A 17,607-nucleotide genomic window follows, 5' to 3' on the forward strand; every position below is an offset into this window, starting at 1 on the left:
GTGTGAACCTCGGTATGACGGTGTTGACAAAACTCGCGAACGGCGGAGATTGGTTTTAAAAATAATTAACCGTTAGCAAGCGAAGGAATAGCAGAATAATCAATTACGCACAGGTTGCCGAGAGGTGAGGCGGTGAGATTTTAGCAACGCACGTTGCAATTCGCGTAAGTGTGATCGCCGTCCCTGGCGATGCGCTTAATGCAGGCTGGGATAGACTCCCGGACCGATCGGTAAACCGAGTGCGTACCAGACCACCAGTAACACAATCCAGGTGGCGAAGAACACCAACGGATAGGGGAAGATCAGCACATAATAGGTGCCAAGTTGTGCATCTTTCTGATAGCGCTGGAGGAAACCGAGGAACAGGGGCAGGAACGGTGACATCGGGGCCAGCGGCAGCACCGCCGAGTCAGCAATACGGAAAATCATCTGGGCAAAAGCCGGGTGGAAGCCGAGTAGCATAAACATCGGCACAAACACCGGGGCGAGAATCGACCAGATGGCGGAACCGCTGGCGATAAACATACACAGAAACGCCGACAGGAACATCAGGCCGAGAAAGGCCGGTGCGCCGCTGATGCCCGCGCTCTCCAGCATATCCGTCAGGCCAATCGCCATAAACTTGCCCATGTTGCTCCAGTTGAAGAAGGCGACGAACTGCGACAGCGGGAACACCATCACAATAAAGCCCGCCATACTCTTCATCGGATCAACCAGCAGCTGCGGAATATCATCCGGGCGGCGGATCTGTTTGGTCACCGCACCATAGGCAATCGCCACCACGAAGAAGAACAGGATGATGATCGGCACAATGCCCTGAATAAACGGCGACGGGATAATGCCGCCCGTTTTCGGGTTACGCAGCGGCGCGTGTTCCGGCACCACCAGTAGCGCCATCAGGGCGATAAACACCAGCGCGGCGATGCCTGCGGCTCTCAGGCCACGATTTTCCAGCGCGGTCAGTGGCGGCAGACGGTCCTGATGGCCGCCATTCCATGCGGGCAGGCGCGGTTCGATAAACTTGTCGGTCAGCACTGCCCCGGCAATGGTCAGCACCACCACCGATGAGGCCATAAAGAACCAGTTATCGATCACGCTAACATGCACCGTATCGCTCACCGCTTTGGCTGCCTCGGTGCTGATACCTGAGAGCAGCACATCAGTGGTGACAATCAGCAGGTTTGCGGTAAAGCCGGACGCCACACCGGCAATCGCCGCCAGCAGGCCCGCTACCGGATGACGACCCACGGCGAGGAAGATCAGCGCCCCGAGCGGCGGCATCACCACCAGCGCAGCATCGGAAGAGATATGGCTGAAGAAGGCGATAAACAACACCATATAGCTGGCATAGCGACGGCTGACGCGTGACGCCATCTTCACCATCAGCGATTGCAGCAGGCCGACCTTTTCCGCCAGACCGGCACCAATCACCAGCGCCAGAATTGATCCCAGCGGGGTAAAGCTACTGAAGTTCTTGATGATATTGGGCAGAATCCACTGCAATCCGGCCACGCTCAGCAAGTTGTTAACCCGCACCAACTCACCGTTGGTCGGATTTTTCACCGCCAGATCGAAACCACTGATGATGGCGGTCGCCACCATCAGCACCACAATCAAATAGACAAAAAGTAAAAAGGGGTTCGGTACTTTGTTACCGACCCGCTCAATCCAGCTAAACAGCTTCCCTGGGCTGCGATTCTCCGTGGTGGCTTCCATCGGCATTTCCTCGTCTCGTTATGTTGTATTTGCGTCAAACTATTATTTTTTTAGGTACTGCGTCCCGCGCCTGCATGGGCGCGGGTTTATTATCAGGATGCCAGCTTCGACGGTGTTACACCGGGCGGAATCGGGCATTGATAGGGCTGTTCACTGCGCACGCGGATAAACTCGTCACGGCAGCGTGCCAGAGCGGCATCATCGCTCAGTAAAGTCAGTGCCGTAGCGGCCAGTACTTTTGCCGCCAGGCACATGCCTTTATGAGCGATCGCGGTGCGGCCCTGCGCTACCAGTTGCCAGGTATGCAGCGGTGTACCGAAGGCAAAGCAGGGGGTGAAGCACTGCGCGGTGGGCGTGACCCAACTCACATCACCGACGTCGGTGGAGCCATACAGCAGCTCGCGTGTTACCGCATAGGGTGCGACCTCATCCATCAGCACTTTGTCACCCAGCGCCTCGCTCCAGGCAATCCCGGCTTCACCGCCGGTGCGTGCCGCGTTGAGCCGCGCATTGCGCAGATCGTCTTTGGTTAAGGTGGCACGAATTTGCGCAGCAAAAGCGCGCTCTTCGTCGTTGTAATCCGGCAGGCCAAACTGATGCAGGTAGCCCTCCATCACCGCTTCCAGCGCGCGGTTGGGGACGTAGTTGGAGCAGGCTTTATCGAAGCGCACCGTCATTTGTGTGTCGGTCATCAGCGCAGCGCCTTTGGCGATATTGATCACCCGCTGATAAATATCCTGCGCCTGGTCGAGCTGTGGCGCGCGAATCAGGTACAACACTTCGGCGTCGGCTTGCACCACGTTGGGTGATACACCGCCGGTGTTGGTGACGGCATAATGCACGCGCGCTTCCTGCACGATATGTTCACGCAGAAAGTTCGCACCGGTGTTCATCAGCGTCACCGCGTCGAGGGCGCTGCGTCCCAGATGCGGCGAGTTGGCCGCGTGTGCCGCCACCCCTTTGAAGTGAAATGCGGCCTGAATATTGGCAAGGGTGCTGAGGTTAAACATGCCGCTGAAACCTTCCGGGTGCCAGGTCACCGCGGCATCAACATCGTCAAACAACCCTTCGCGAACCATATAGGTTTTGCCGGAACCGCCTTCTTCACCGGGACAACCGTAAAAACGCAGCGTGCCACGCAGGCCGTGTTCGGCCCAAAAGGCTTTGATGGCGAAGGCGGCAGCCATCCCCGCCGTACCCAGCAGGTTGTGACCGCAACCGTGGCCGTTACCGTTTTCCACCAACGGCTGCGGCTCAGGGCAGGCCGCTTTCTGGCTCAGCCCTGCCAGCGCATCGAACTCGCCCAGAATGGCGATCACCGGCTTACCGCTGCCGATGTTGGCGATAAAGGCCGTTTCGATGCCGCCTACGCCGCGCGCTACGCTGAAGCCTTCCTGTTCCAGCGCATCGGCCAGTAACGCTGAGGATTGCGTCTCTTCGAAGCGGGTTTCTGGCACATCCCAGATAGCGTCGCTGATGGCACTGAAACGTGCCTGATGCTGGTTAATGTAGTGGTCGATAAAGTCGTGGTGGCTCATGACTGGACTCCGAATTGCGCCTGATGCAGCGCCAGGGTGGCGAGGGTTTGCACCGCCACCGCCATGATGCCTTCATCGAAATCGAACTTCGCGTTGTGGTGGCCTGCTGCCAGCTCGCAACCGAAAATCACGTAGGATGCCTGACCGCCGCGCTGCTGTACGCGCTCCAGCATATAAGTGGCATCTTCGGAACCGGCCGCCTGTTTTTTGGTGTCGATCACTGAGTTGAACAGCCCCAGCGCTTCCGCCTGCTGGTGGATAAATGCCACCCACGGCTGACTTGGCGTGCAGCTACGTGCGCCACCCATCAGTTTGACCTCGGATTCAACACCGTACATCGCGGCCGCACCGGCAATCACGCGCAGCGCCTGCTGATAGATATCGTCGTTCACCTGGTTGCTGACGCCGCGTGTCTCCACCTTCATCAGTGCAGTATCTGCCACCACGTTGCGGCCAGTCCCGGCCTGCAACACGCCGACGTTAACGCGTGCCACGCCGCCGCTATGTTGCGGCAGATTATGCAGCGCCAGCGTGGCCTGAGCCGCAGCCAGCAAGGCGTTGCGTCCCTCTTCCGGGCGGCCACCGGCATGGGCACCGACCCCGGTGAATTGCACGTCGAGTTTGGTGGTGGCGAGGAAGCTGTCACTGCCGCAAACGATTTCGCCAGCAGGCACACCGGTGCCGAGATGGATGGCGGTAAACAGATCCACATCATCCACCACGCCCGCAGCAACCATGGCTTTTGCACCGCGCACCCCTTCTTCAGCGGGCTGGAAAATCAGTTTGATGGTGCCGCTTAACTGGTCTTTCATCGCCATCAGCACATGCGCGAGGCCGAGACCGATAGTGGTGTGGCCGTCATGACCGCAGGCATGCATCATGCCTGCATTACAGGAGGCAAAGCCTTCACGTTGCGGCAGGTGATCGGCGGCGGTGCTTTCATTGAGGTCGAGCGCATCCATATCGACACGAAAGCCCATCACCGGACCTGGACGACCGGTTGCCAGGGTGGCAACAATGCCACAGAAGCCGCCCGAGAAGTGGCTGAGCCACTGTGGCAACGCCCCTTGCTCCAGCGCGCGGGCTTCCTGTGCCGCCAGTACCGCGGGTGCCGGTAGCCCCATGCGTGCATCGGCATCCACCACGTCACGGCCCAGCTGCAACTGATAACCCAGACGGTGCAACTCCTCGGCAACCAGGGTGGCGGTGCGAAATTCCAGCCAGCCCGACTCGGCAAACTGATGCAGGTCGCGTCGCCAGCTTTGCATTTGCGGCACCAGCGCACTGACGCGGTCGGAAAGGGTTTTCATCGGCATATCCTTCATGTTGGTTTTTTATGCATTATCCCGAATCTACACAATGGTATTGGCGCGCATAAGATGCGAATATCTTGTGCCTGATAAACAACGGTTATCACTGAGTTACTATGCCTGCTAACTTAAAATTGCATCAGCTCCGCGCCTTTGTGGACGTAGCTCGTCAGGGCAGTATCCGCGCGGCCAGCCGTCTGTCAGGCGTATCACAGCCTGCGCTGACTAAATCGATTCAGGAACTGGAATTGGTACTGGGGGCGCGTTTATTTGAACGCCGCCATCAGGGCGTTACCCTGACCGATATCGGTGATAACTTTTTTCGCCATGCCAGTCTGGTGCTGGAAGAACTGCGCGTGGCGCAGGAGGATATCCAGCAACGGCTGGGACTGGCGGGTGGCAGGGTGAATATTGGCGTGGGTGGCAGCATCGCGCGTACCGTGATGCCGCAGGTGATCAATCATTTTCACCGCGAATATCCGCTGGTGAAAGTCCGTATTGTTGAAGGTCAGCTGGTGGCGATGGTGCACGAGTTACGTCAGGGAGAGCTGGATTTCACCATTAATACTTACGACCAAAGCCATCTCGATCAGGAACTGACCTACGAACGACTGATGGAGCGTGATTATCAGGTGGTGGTGCGCAAGGGGCATCCGATGGCCCATGCGCGCTCGCTGGCGGAGTTGCAGCACTGCGACTGGACCATGCCAACGCCACAGGGCAGCTATTATCGGCTGCTGCACGATATGTTCGGTGAGCGCGGGATGGCACCCAAAATCGTCGTCACCTGCGAAACCTTTATGGCCTGCACCAGCCTGGTGGCAAAGACCGATTTCGTCAGCATTATCTCGCGTGATGTGATTGAAGACCCGACTCATGGCGGCCAGTTGGTGGCGCTGGAGCTGGATGATCCGTTGCCCAAGGCGAATTTTTACCTGATTCAGCGTAAAGACACGGCGCTGACGCCGATGAGTGCCTATATGGCGCAGCTGTTTCGCCGCTATTGTCAACAAAGGTAAGAGTGCGGCCTGGCTCGCGTCCTGTTTTGCAGGTAGCCACTACACTTGGCATCGGGCGTTCACTGTGGAGAACAGACCATGCAAATTACACCTTATTTGTTTTATGACGGGCGCTGCGAAGAGGCTATTGCATTCTACCTTGAGGCGGCTGACGGCGAGTTGCTGTTTAAAATGACCTTTGGCGATATGCCGGAAATGGAATCTACCGACGGTTGCCCGTCTGGAATGACCTTTCCGCCGGAACATATCATGCACGCACATCTGCGCATCGGGCAGGGCGAAATTATGTTGAGTGACGGTAATCGTGAGGCGCATTACAGCGGCTTCGCGGTGAGTCTCTCCACGCCGGATGAAGCACAGGGTAAACGTTGGTTTGAGGCGTTATCTGCCGGTGGTCAGGTGACGAAAAGCTGGGAGCCGACGTTCTGGGCAAATGGTTTTGGTATGTTCACCGATAAATTCGGTGTGCCGTGGATGGTGAATGCGTATAAGCCACGGATATGACTGCAATTTACCCTCACCCTAACCCTCTCCCGCAAGCGGGAGAGGGAACAGATCGAGCATGGTGTGCTATCTCTCTCCCGCAAGCGGGAGAGGGAACAGATCGAGCATGGTGTGCTATCTCTCTCCCGCAAGCGGGAGAGGGAACAGACCGAGTATGGTGTGCTATCTCTCTCCCGCAAGCGGGAGAGGGAACAGATCGAGTATGGTGTGCTATCTCTCTCCCGCAAGCGGGAGAGAGAGCAGATCGAGCATGTTGCACTACCTCCCTCTCCCGCTTGCGGGAGAGGGCCGGGGTGAGGGTTAGGTCAGAAGTTGTAACCCACAACCAGGTAGTAACCCCAGCCGGTTGATTTCACTTCAAACGGACCGTTGCCAAAGTTCAGCTCCTGGCCATCCGCCCATTGTCCACCGTTGTGGAAATAACGCGCCACGGTAGAAACGTGCCAGTGGTCGTAGTTCAGCGACAGAATGTGGCTGGACGCGATCGAGTTGCTGGTACGGGACGGACCGGTTTCGTCACGCAGATCGGAACCCCAGTCAAAGTTGGTGAAGCCGATATAGCTCAGCTTACCGCCCCACAGTTCGGTAATTGGCACAAAGTATTTCACTTTGAAGCGATAACCATCCCAGCTGTTTTCGTTCGCCGCACCGTAGTTCTGCCACTGGTATTTGGCGTACACGTTCAGTGACAGGCCAACATCAGAATGGGTGTCGATATCGGTGCCCAGACCCATGTACCAGGTGTTCTGGCGCTGCGACGCGTTGCGACCCATGTCGTAGATGTAGTTGTTGGCAAAATACCACTCTTTAAACGGACCGAATGCCAGGCTGGTGCCGGTCAGCTTATCGATGGAGAAACGCGGCTCAATTTCCATGAACAGCGGCGAACCGTGGTCGAAAATGCCGTTAGCGTTGCTGTTGCCCAAACCGAAGAAGTTGGTCAGATCGGCGTAGCCGTAGAAATCAAACCAGTCCTTTTTGGCAAAGGCTTCGTATTCCAGATACACATCGTTATTAAACTGTGGTCCGAAACGGGTGTGGTAGCTGCCGACGACGTTGACGCTCTGGTGCCACCAGTCGGAGAGGTATTGCGGGTTGCTGTCTGCTGCTTGCGTTGCGCCGGTCCAGCTGCTGGCCAGTAAGGCCCCTGCTATCAATGCTTTATATTTCATTATCGTTAACCACATGCTCGTGATCGCCGCAAAAATGCGCGATCGGTGTCAGTCGATCCCAGGGGTGGGCGGTGAATTGTTTTAAGCCGGTCTGAGCCGCCGGTTTTTAAAGCTCGCGTAGGGTGCCTGTAACAGTCCGATAGAAAATAGATTTTGATCACGTTTGTCAAAAAGTGTTGCAATTCCATTCACCAAAAATGTGAGTTATGTCACATAAATGTCATGAATCGAACGGAACCCCGCAACCGTTTACGTTGTCGCGTTTGTCGCAGAACGTTCAGAATGGGCAAATAGCATAACGGCGCGAGGCAGCGCGCCGTTATGGATGAGGATCAGGCATTAAGGGAGGGTGACACGTACCTGCAAACCGCAAATTTTACCCTGCGGATTCAGGCAGTTTGACAGCGCAACCTGGATACGGTTTTTTTGCGCCACGCTACGGACAATGGACAATCCGAGTCCACTGCCCTGCGCCTGTACATCGGGCGAACGGGTAAAGCGGTCAAACGCGCGTTCAATAAAGCCTTCCGGCATACCCGGCCCGTTATCAACAATATCCACCACGGTGTGGTTGCCGACGCGATGCAGTAGCACATCCACCAGACTCCCTTCAGGGGTATGCAGCATGGCATTGCCGATCAGGTTGTCAAACAGACTGCGTAAATCAGAGCGGCTGGCCTGGATACGGTAATGGGTGGTGCCGTTAAAACCGATATCGATGCCACGCTTATCGGCCACCACCATCAGCTGTTCAATGCTCTCCTTCAGCAGGTCTTCCAGCTCAATATTTTCTACCGTGGCGACCACCGACTGATCTTCCTGGCGCGAGATGTTCAGCAATTGCGTCACCAGATGGCGAGTACGCGTGACACCCGCTTCCAGCTGATCAAACTGGCGACTGGCCTCACCCGGCTGAATATGCTGCCGCAGGTTTTCCAGTTGCAACGTCACCGCCGTGACCGGTGTCCGCAACTCATGTGCGGCATCTTCGAGGAACTGTCGCTGTGATGACCAGGCGGCGCGCAGTTTATCAAGCAGGGAGTTATAGGCCGCGACCAACGGCAGGATTTCGTCAGGCAGGCCATCCGGCGGTACGCTGTCGGGATGCAGCGTCTCCTGGGCGGCAATCTGGCGCGATGCCACGCGTAAATCGCGCGTAATGGCACGTACCACCAGCCAGATCACCAGCAGGGAGAGCGGCATCATTAAAATCAACGGAATAATGGCGGATAGCGCGCGTTTTACCATCACGCTCTTCATATAGCCGATGTTGTAGAGCACCTGAATGGAAGCGATTTCACTGCCGGGTTCACCGGGGCGATTGAAGACGCGCCAGTCGCAATCTTCACAGTCCCCGATTTTGACGTCACTCCAGCCCTTTTTCGTTTGCAGCGGCGCATTTAACTCCGGCCAGGAACTGGCGCGTAGCTGGTCATTGTCATCCCACAGCTGCACCACATAGGCGCTTTTGAGCTTGTCGGCGTTGAGCATCAACGGCATCAGCGCGGGGATGCGTTTGCTGCTGGCCCAGGCATCGGCGATCTTCGCCAGCTGATCGTCTTTCATATTGCCGATCATGTCGCCGTAGCAGCTGTAAAAATAGGAGGTGACACCGCCGATCATCGCCAGATGCATAACCAGCAGGGTAGTCAGCAGTTTGTTACGTAAGGAACGCATAAAGGTGAAGGGTTTCATATTGCAGGGACTCGCCACCCCAGGCCGCGCACGTTGCGAATCACTTCGTTATCCAGCTTGCGGCGCATGCCGTGAATTAAGACATCAACCGCATTGCTGGTCACTTCTTCGCCCCAGCCGTAGATGCGGTTTTCCAGTTGTTCGCGCGACAGAATGGCACCCGGACGCTCCAGCAGCGCATAAAGTAGGGCGTATTCACGTGCGGTAAGTTGCTCGCGCTGCCCTTTGTACAGCACTTCACGCGTCATCATATCGAGCTGCACGTCGCCGCTGCCTAACAGGGAATCCGCCGCACCGTGACGACGTCGGGTAATCGCTCGCATTCGCGCCAGCACCTCTTGCAGATCAAAGGGTTTGAGCAGGTAATCATCGGCACCACTGTCGAGACCCTGGACGCGTTGGGCAACGGTATCCCGTGCGGTGAGCACCAGCACCGGCGTCATATCGCCACGGTTGCGGGCGCGACGCAATACATGGATGCCATCTTCACGCGGTAAACCGAGGTCGAGCAACACGCAGCTGTAGCCGCCTTCGGTCCAGGCATTGGTGGCAAACACCCCATCGCGTACCCAGTCCACCGACCAGCCTGCGGCCTCCAGCGCCTGCTGCAAGTTAGCGCCAATCATTTCATCATCTTCAACCAGCAGCACACGCATGATGTCCTCCCCAATGTATGAACAAAGTGTAGCGCTGGAAAATTAGCGCAGAATTACACCCGTTTTCCCCTTTGCTAATTCTGCGCTAATTTTCCGCTAATTAAGGGATAAATTTAACGCGCTAAAGTGGCTTCACTGGACATCACGTCGTATCAGGAGGAGCCATGAATCAGAGTCAATTTATCCGTAGTTTGCTGGACTGGATAGAAGACAACTTAGGACACGATTTGCATCTGGATGAGGTAGCACGCCGTTCCGGGTATTCCCGCTGGCATCTGCAACGTCTGTTTCGACAGCACACCGGATTTTCACTGGCCGAATACATTCGCCAGCGCCGGTTGACGGAATCGGCGTTGACGCTACTGAACAGTGATGAGGCGATCCTGCAGGTGGCGATGAGCTACGGCTTCGACACGCAGCAGGCTTATACCCGCACCTTTAAAAACTATTTTCGTGTCACCCCGGGTCAGTTGCGTCGTCAGCGCCGCGTTGAACCGGATCGTCTGCTGTTTCCGCTGGCGGTGGCCAGTTGAGTCGCTTACCTGATTTCCCGTCGTCCTGTCGTCGCGGGAAATCAGGTGCTATTCCGCACTAATCCTTTTAAGCTGCTGTTCTCCCTTACTCTGCCGGTTATGGACAATGGACAACAGCGACAATCTCACCGCCATGATGCTGTTTGCGCGCGTGGTGGAACGGCAAAGTTTCAGTGAAGCGGCCCGCACCTTGGGTGTATCCAAATCCTATGTCAGCCGTGAAATCGCCCGGCTCGAAGTCCGTCTCGGCATCAAGTTATTGCAGCGCACCACGCGCAAAGTGGCGCTGACGGAACTGGGTCAGGCCTATTATCCCTTTTGCACCCGTCTGCTGGATGAAATGCATCGTGCCGATGCGTTTGTACAGCAGGTGCATCAGTTGCCGACCGGCAATGTGCGTTTGCAGGCACCGGTTACCTTTGGTTGTCAGTGTGTGGTGCCGACGTTAAACCGGTTTATTCGCCGCCATATCCATATCAATGTCGATCTTGAATTGACCGATCGCGTCAGTGAAGACCCTGCATGTCACGCGGATGTGGCGATTGTCATTCGTGCGCGAGCGCCGGAAACCCCTGATTATCGCGAATTGAGCACCATCGACTGGGGCTTATACGCCGCCCCGGATTATCTGGCCGCCCATCCGCCTATCGATCATCCGGAAAAACTCACCCGCCACGATCTGCTGCTGTTTCACGGCCCGGCGCATACTGCTGCGCTGCCGTTTCGCCGTGATAAGCAGCGGCTGGCGTTGGATGTTCGCAGCCGCTTCCGTGCCAATAACAGCATGGCACTGCTGAATGCCGCGCTGGCAGGGACCGGGATTGCCTATCTGCCTGCGTATATGACCCGTGAGGCGTTGGTTCGTGAGGAGATTGTGCAGGTGCTGCCGGAGTGGCAAATGGACCGTCTGCACAGCTATTTGTTACTGAAAACGCAACCAGAACCTTCCTCGCCGGTGACGCTGTTGTGCGATGCGCTGATCACTGCCTTGGGTGAGAACTGATTGTTGCATTTTGGCAACAATAGCGTGCTGCATGGCAAATATTCCGGGCGCTCTGTTTTCCACCGGATACCGCTGTTAGCCTGAATATCAGCTTAAAACAGGGATATGATCATGCAGCAACCTCCAACGGCGTTAGCGCCCGAACAGCAACACTGGAAACGCAATTTATTCGTCTGCGTACTCGGTTCTTTCAGCACCATTGCGGCGATGACGCTGCTGCTGCCGTTTTTACCGCTGTATGTGCAGCAGCTCGGCGTGCAGGAACCGGCAGCGATTGCTCGCTGGTCGGGGGCGGCGTATGGCGCAGCCTTCCTCAGCGCTGCGATCACCGCGCCGCTGTGGGGCAAACTGGCAGATCGTTATGGCCGCAAGCTGATGCTGATCCGTGCCAGTTTGGGCATGGCGGTTGCCATGTCGCTGATTGGTATGGCGACTGCGCCGTGGCAACTGGTTGCATTGCGCCTGCTGACGGGTTTGCTGGGGGGATATGCCTCTGGCTCCACCATCCTGGTGGCGGCACAAACACCGAAAGAGCAGACCGGCTGGGCGCTGGGTATGCTGTCGTCCGGTATTATGGCGGGTAACGTGGTGGGGCCATTGCTGGGTGGGGTGCTGCCGCCGTTGATTGGCATTCGTCATACTTTCTGGCTGACCGGTGCGGTGATTTTTCTCGCTTTCCTCGCCACCACGTTCTTGCTGAAAGAAACGCCGCGTCAGGCAAAAAAAGCGGTGCAGAACAGCAGCGTCGAAGAGAAAGCGGCGAACTTACCGGTGGTGCGTTTGATGTGGTTATCCGGCATGTTGCTGATTTTTGCCAATATGTCGATTGAACCGATTATCACGCTGTATGTCGGGCAGTTTGTCAGTGGCGATCACGCGATTACCGCCACCGCCGGTCTGGTGATGTCGGCTGCTGCGCTGGGTAGTATTCTTTCGGCCCCGCGTCTCGGGCGGCTGGCGGACCGTATCGGTCATGGCCGGGTACTGATTTATGGTTTGATCGCTTGCGCACTGCTGCTGATCCCTCAGGCGTTCATTACCGCAGCCTGGCAACTGGTGGTGCTGCGTTTCCTGATGGGAATGGCATTGGGTGGATTGATGCCGTGTGTCACGGCGTTGATTCGCCACAATGTGCCGCAAACGCAGGTGGGGAAAATGCTGGGATACTCGACATCGGCGCAGTATGTCGGTCAGGTCAGCGGTCCGTTGTTCGGTGGTTTTGTTGGCGGGGCGTTCGGTATGCGTCCGGTGTTTCTGGCAACCTGCGTGATTATGATGCTGTGTGCGCTGCTGAATGCGCGGGTGTTGCGGAAATCGTAATTCGATAAAACATGCGCGATAAATCGCGCCGCTACAATTCATGCACTGGCCTGTAACGGCGCGATTTATCGCGCGGTTTTAGCCAAATTGCAGATATAAAAAAGGCGGACCGAAGTCCGCCTGATTTATGGATGATTACTTCTCATCCGGCAGTGCGTAGGCAATGACATAATCGCCCAGCTTGGTGCCAAACGAACCGTGACCACCGGCAGCGATGACAACGTACTGCTTGCCATCCATTTCGTAGGTCATCGGCGTTGCCTGGCCGCCTGCTGGCAGACGTGCCTGCCACAGCATTTCACCGGTGTTGGTGCTGAAGGCACGCAGGTAGTTATCTGCGGTCGCACCGATGAAGAACACGTTACCGGCAGTGGTGATCGGACCGCCGAGCATCGGCATACCCATCTTGAACGGCAGCGGAACCGGTGCGCTATCGCGAACCGTACCAATGCGTTTTTTCCACACGGTTTCGTTGGTTTTCAGGTCAACGGCAGAGACATAGCCCCACGCCGGTTGTTTACACGGCAGACCAAACGGTGACAGGAACGCGTTCAGCTCCACGCCATACGGCACACCGTATTGCGGCTGGATACCGGTTTCGGTACCAGAACCGCCTTCCGCACCTTTCGGCGGCTCGATCGGGTTGCCCGGACCGCGCGGAATCAGTTTGGAGACGAACGGCAGCGCCATCGGGTTAGCGATCGCGATCTGACGATGCGGATCGACCGCAATGCCACCCCATTCGAACATACCAAGGTTGCCAGGGAAGACCAGCGTACCTTGCTCTGACGGCGGGGTGAACGGACCGTCATAGCGCAGACGCTTGAAGATCACGCGGCACACCAGCTGGTCGTACATGGTTGCGCCCCACATATCCTTATCTGTCAGATTCTGCTTCGGACGGAAGGTCAGTTCTGAATAAGGCTGTGTCGGGGAGACGTGGTCACCTTTAGCCGCGCCCTGCGGAACCGGGGTTTCCGGTGCCGGCACCACTGGCTTACCGGTGCGACGATCCAGCACAAAGATGTTACCGGTTTTCGCCGGAGCATAAATCACCGGTACGGTGTTGCCATCTTTATCGGTGATATCGGCCAGCGTCGGCTGCGACGGCAGGTCCATATCCCACAGATCGTGATGCACGGTCTGATACGACCACACCAGCTTACCGGTGGTGGCGTTCAGCGCCAGTACGCTGCTCGCATAGCGCTCCTGTTCTGGTGTGCGGTTACCGCCCCAGATATCCGGGGTAGACACGCCCATTGGCAGGTAAACGATATCCAGTTTCGGATCGTATACCGCCGGTGCCCAGGAGTTCGGCGAGTTCATGGTGAAGGTGTGTTCATCATCAGGAATCGCGTTCGGATCTTTCGCGCCCGGATCGAAGACCCACAGCAGTTTACCGGTGTTAACGTCAAAGCCACGGATGGCACCAGACGGCTCACGGGTGGAGTAGTTATCAGTCACCGCACCGGCAATGATAATGGTGGTATCGGTGATGATTGGCGGTGAGGTCGGCTCATACTGGCCCGGGGTCAGCACCGGCTGTTTGTGTTGCAGATCCAGCTCGCCGTTGTTGCCGAAAGAGGCACAACGCTCACCGGTTTCCGCATCCAGCGCGAACAGACGACCGTCGTTTACCGGCAGGTAAATACGGCGTGAGCACAGCGCAGGCTGGGTATTTGACGCATCCGCTGCGGCCGGCACCTCGTGGTAAGAAACGCCACGGCAGGTTACGTGCTGGAAGGTCGGGTTCGGCTTCAGACCTGGATCAAATTTCCACTTCTGCTTACCGGTTTTTGCATCCAGTGCGAACAGGATCTGGTGCGGTGAGCACAGATACAGGGTGTCGCGGATTTTAATCGGGGTCACTTCATCAGTGATTTCACCCGGATCGTTTGGCGTCTTCAGGTCACCCGTCTGGAACTGCCAGGCAACTTGCAGATTTTTCACGTTATCTGCATTGATCTGCTTCAGCGGTGAGAAGCGGGTGCCTTGCTGGTCACGCGCATAAGCAGGCCAGTCGCCATCGGCGATGTTGCTCAGTGGTTGTGCCTGCGGTGCATTTGCTTCCGTCGCCGGCAGGGTGCCATTCAGCTCCTGCGGATCATGGAAAACTGCCCACGCCAGCACCAGCGCACTGGCTACCAGGGCGATGCCCATGATGCCCAGTGCACCTTTTCCGGCGTGGTTGAGTTTGCGATACACAAACGGCAACACCAGCCAGATGCCAAAAATCACCAGTACGTCGGTACGCGGTGCCAGCGCCCAGAAGTCGAAACCGACTTCCCATACGCCCCACACCAACGTAGCCAGCAGCAGCAGGGCATACAATACCAATGCTGAACCGCTACGACGCCACAGCAGAATAGCGGTGATTAACATAACCACACCGCCAATTACGTAGTACCAGGAACCTCCAATGGCGGCTAACCACGCGCCGCCAATCAGCATAAACGCCCCTGTCAGCAGTGCGAACAGCACTGTCAGGAAACGAATTACGCCAAAAGATGAGGAATTTTTCCCCATAATGTTGACCTCTTTTTTCGCCATAAGACTAAAGGAAACAACGCGTTGCGCCGTATCCCGATATAAGGTACGAGGTGATGTAAATGTTCTCTCCGAAACGCTTCCGTGACGCCTGGTGATCCCTTTGCGTTAAATTTTATCTTAAAAACGTTAACAGGTTTGATCTTTTTAGCGCTTTGGACTTCAGAAGGGGGAATGACACAACATTTTATAAGTACATTACCGGTAACATGCCCGAATTAATCGGGCTGTTTTGGTCGAGTGCGCTATTTTGTGTAACCGTTTACACTTCAAGTAAATCGCTGCTGGTACGTTGTTCCTGCCAGCCACTGATATGTAATCGAGCATAGCACTCATCTGTCAGTGTTAAAGCCGGGGTGCGTAATATCACCTCCACTTCTCTTTCACGGAAGGTAGAGAGCAGGAATGGAAAGCTGAACTTGAGATAATTTTCATTAAAAAAATCATTGGTGAGAACAATGCCACTGAGCGGGAATGTCTCAATATTTCGCCACTGTGTGCCTGGTGGGGCCAGGTCATACAACCAGAAGTGAAAATCCGCAGCCAGTGAGGTTAATGCCGGACCAGCCTGATGTAATGCAGCATAGTTGATTGCCAGACGGACATTGTCAGATCGCAGACAGGAATAATTATCCGGTGCCTGTAAAAAGTCCGTAAGCCTATTTCCCTGTAAAGGGGTAATTATTAACGCTGTTTCATCAAAAAACTGGTTATGCAAGGAAACTATGTTGCGATCGTTAAGTAAGGTATGGCCATTCCGCCCGCAATTTATAAAGGGTGATGAATAGCAAACGCCCGTTATCCGGCCATCGAAGCGACGGATGCGCTCGGTAACATAAGGGTTATATGAACTGTTTTCCATTTATCTCTATAAATATATTAATTAACTGGAAGGGTTTATTTATAATAAAAATGGTGCGACTGCTGCTGTCATCCGTTTTCTAATATAAAACGTTTCCTTCGGGAAAATCATCTTTTTTATCTGTCTCTGATAAACCGATATTAGGTATTAATAATGCATTAATTCATGCCTTTATTGTCGCTTTTTGGAAATTTGTTCTATTTCCTCAACAAAAAATAAGCCTGCTAATATTCAGGCCCCAATGCTTAGATTTTTTCTATATAACCAACTGTTTTTAAAGAGCACGCCTTGCCGTTGCCTGTTCCGACAAAATCCCGCACTCTGTCGCCTGAAAAAAAAGATAAGGAAAACCTGACCGGGGTTTTTCATAAGGGTTGGTGCCACGACGCCGACCGGAACCACAATTCAGGATGGGATATATATGGCTTCACTGACACCGGCAGCGGATGGTTCGCTGCTGCAACACAGGTCGTTTGTCGCCTTCTGGCTGGCACGTACCTGTTCATCTTTTGGTTTCCAGATGTTTTCCGTTGCTGTCAGCTGGCAGATCTACTCGCTGACCAACAGCGCGATGGCGTTGGGGATGATCGGCCTGATGCAGTTTCTGCCATCGGTATTGCTGGCGTTACCTGCCGGGCATCTGGCAGATCAGTTTGATCGGCGGCGTATCGTGCTGCTGGGGCAGCTGGTCGAGTGGGGATCGCTGTTGGCATTAGTGGCGCTGACGTTATTCAACTGGGCAGATAAAACCGCGATCTGGAGCCTGGTATTTCTGATTGCCGTCGCGAAGGCGTTGGAGTGGCCAGCTTTATCCTCAATGCTCCCTGCGCTGGTGCCGCCACAGATTTTGGCACGCGCCACAGCGGCTAACGCGGTCGGCGGCCAGGCGGCGGTGATCATCGGGCCTACACTCGGTGGCTTGCTGTATGTGGCCGGACCGGATGTGGTGTACGGCGTCTCCGCATTGTTCTATCTGTTCTCGCTGCTGCTGGTAAGCCGTATCCGCTATGAACGTCCGCCGCAGACGCGCCTGCCGATGAACCTCACCAACCTGTTTGCCGGTGTGCATTTCATCCGTGAGCGCAAGGATGTGTTGGGGGTGATTTCACTCGATCTGTTTGCGGTGTTGCTGGGTGGCGCAACGGCATTGTTGCCGATCTTCGCCAAAGATATTCTGCACACCGGTCCCTGGGGACTGGGGATGTTACGTGGTGCGCCGTCAGTCGGGGCGCTGGTGGTTGGCATATGGCTGAGTCGCCACAAGCTGGAAAAACACGTCGGGATGATTATGTTTGGTGCCGTGGCCGGTTTTGGCGTGGCGACGCTGATCTTCGCACTCTCCAGCCAACTGTGGCTGTCGCTGCTGGCGCTGGCGGCGCTGGGGGCATTTGATATGGTCAGCATGGTGATTCGCGGTGCGCTGGTGCAGCTGGATACCCCGGATGATATGCGTGGTCGCGTCAACGCGGTGAACGCCATCTTTATTAATACCTCCAACCAACTGGGCGAGTTTGAATCCGGCATGCTGGCGGCCTGGCTCGGTGCGGTGCCTGCGGCGGCGTTGGGCGGTATTGGTACGTTGGTGGTGGTGGCTATCTGGATGACTATTTTCCCACATCTGCGCAAACGTCAGCGGTTGGAGAACGAAGCGGTGGTGCCACAGGCAACAAAAACCGGCCAACAGGCCGGTTAAGGGTAGTGCCAGTCCGAACTGCCATGACAAAGCTCGCGA

Annotated in this window: 14 protein-coding genes; 6 read left to right on the top strand and 8 right to left on the bottom strand. The window is 55.8% G+C overall.

The window, feature by feature from the left end; genetic code table 11:
• Positions 1–195 precede the first annotated feature (195 nt).
• From abgT to PAT9B_RS01830, 3 genes are all read right to left on the bottom strand, one after another.
• Entirely contained in the window at positions 196–1,716 is a 1,521-nt protein-coding gene (gene abgT / locus PAT9B_RS01820; protein ID WP_013507546.1) for a p-aminobenzoyl-glutamate transporter, read from the bottom strand.
• Positions 1,717–1,808: 92 nt separating this feature from the next.
• Positions 1,809–3,254: a M20 family metallopeptidase gene (locus PAT9B_RS01825; protein WP_013507547.1), complete on the bottom strand. Its 1,446-nt coding sequence runs from the start codon at positions 3,252–3,254 to the stop codon at positions 1,809–1,811.
• Positions 3,251–4,564: an amidohydrolase gene (locus PAT9B_RS01830; RefSeq protein WP_013507548.1), complete on the bottom strand. Its 1,314-nt coding sequence runs from the start codon at positions 4,562–4,564 to the stop codon at positions 3,251–3,253. Before PAT9B_RS01830 ends, PAT9B_RS01825 begins: the two co-directional genes overlap by 4 nt.
• 116 nt (positions 4,565–4,680) lie before the next feature.
• On the opposite strand from PAT9B_RS01830, the gene PAT9B_RS01835 reads away from it, so the two are divergent.
• Together PAT9B_RS01835 and yjdN are read left to right on the top strand one after the other, a co-directional pair.
• Positions 4,681–5,583, top strand: a complete 903-nt coding sequence (locus PAT9B_RS01835) for a LysR family transcriptional regulator (RefSeq protein WP_013507549.1) — start codon at positions 4,681–4,683, stop codon at positions 5,581–5,583.
• Positions 5,584–5,661: 78 nt separating this feature from the next.
• Entirely contained in the window at positions 5,662–6,087 is a 426-nt protein-coding gene (gene yjdN / locus PAT9B_RS01840) for a VOC family metalloprotein YjdN (RefSeq protein WP_013507550.1), read from the top strand.
• A gap of 305 nt (positions 6,088–6,392) precedes the next feature.
• On the opposite strand, the gene PAT9B_RS01845 is transcribed toward yjdN, so the two are convergent.
• The 3 genes from PAT9B_RS01845 to PAT9B_RS01855 form a co-directional block, all read right to left on the bottom strand.
• Positions 6,393–7,259, bottom strand: a complete 867-nt coding sequence (locus PAT9B_RS01845) for a nucleoside-specific channel-forming protein Tsx (RefSeq protein ID WP_013507551.1) — start codon at positions 7,257–7,259, stop codon at positions 6,393–6,395.
• Between the two features lie 339 nt (positions 7,260–7,598).
• Positions 7,599–8,954 carry a HAMP domain-containing sensor histidine kinase gene (locus tag PAT9B_RS01850; RefSeq protein WP_013507552.1) on the bottom strand — a complete coding sequence of 452 codons (1,356 nt, stop codon included), beginning with the start codon at positions 8,952–8,954 and terminating at the stop codon, positions 7,599–7,601.
• The gene (locus PAT9B_RS01855) at positions 8,951–9,610 is read right to left on the bottom strand and encodes a response regulator (protein WP_013507553.1); all 660 of its coding nucleotides are present in this window, start codon (positions 9,608–9,610) and stop codon (positions 8,951–8,953) included. The genes PAT9B_RS01850 and PAT9B_RS01855 overlap by 4 nt, the downstream gene beginning before the upstream one ends.
• Before the next feature lie 164 nt (positions 9,611–9,774).
• On the opposite strand from PAT9B_RS01855, the gene PAT9B_RS01860 reads away from it, so the two are divergent.
• The 3 genes from PAT9B_RS01860 (at position 9,775) to PAT9B_RS01870 (ending at position 12,466) form a co-directional block, all read left to right on the top strand.
• A complete protein-coding gene (locus tag PAT9B_RS01860; RefSeq protein ID WP_013507554.1) occupies positions 9,775–10,143 on the top strand; it encodes a helix-turn-helix domain-containing protein in 369 nt (122 codons plus the stop codon).
• A gap of 106 nt (positions 10,144–10,249) precedes the next feature.
• Positions 10,250–11,146, top strand: a complete 897-nt coding sequence (locus PAT9B_RS01865) for a LysR family transcriptional regulator (RefSeq protein WP_013507555.1) — start codon at positions 10,250–10,252, stop codon at positions 11,144–11,146.
• Between the two features lie 111 nt (positions 11,147–11,257).
• Positions 11,258–12,466 (top strand): MFS transporter, encoded by a 1,209-nt coding sequence (locus PAT9B_RS01870; protein WP_013507556.1) that lies wholly within the window; start codon positions 11,258–11,260, stop codon positions 12,464–12,466.
• A gap of 135 nt (positions 12,467–12,601) precedes the next feature.
• Here PAT9B_RS01870 and PAT9B_RS01875 read toward each other — a convergent pair whose 3' ends face one another.
• Positions 12,602–14,992, bottom strand: coding sequence for a glucose/quinate/shikimate family membrane-bound PQQ-dependent dehydrogenase (locus tag PAT9B_RS01875; protein WP_013507557.1), 2,391 nt, complete (start codon positions 14,990–14,992; stop codon positions 12,602–12,604).
• Between the two features lie 283 nt (positions 14,993–15,275).
• Positions 15,276–15,875, bottom strand: a complete 600-nt coding sequence (locus PAT9B_RS01880) for a hypothetical protein (protein ID WP_013507558.1) — start codon at positions 15,873–15,875, stop codon at positions 15,276–15,278.
• A 421-nt stretch (positions 15,876–16,296) separates the two neighbouring features.
• Between PAT9B_RS01880 and PAT9B_RS01885 the strand changes: the two genes are divergently transcribed.
• On the top strand, positions 16,297–17,568 hold the full coding sequence (locus PAT9B_RS01885) for an MFS transporter (protein ID WP_013507559.1): 1,272 nt from the start codon (positions 16,297–16,299) through the stop codon (positions 17,566–17,568).
• Positions 17,569–17,607 lie beyond the last annotated feature (39 nt).

Origin of the sequence: Pantoea sp. At-9b (genome assembly GCF_000175935.2) — a bacterium.
Classification (GTDB): Bacteria; Pseudomonadota; Gammaproteobacteria; order Enterobacterales; family Enterobacteriaceae; genus Pantoea.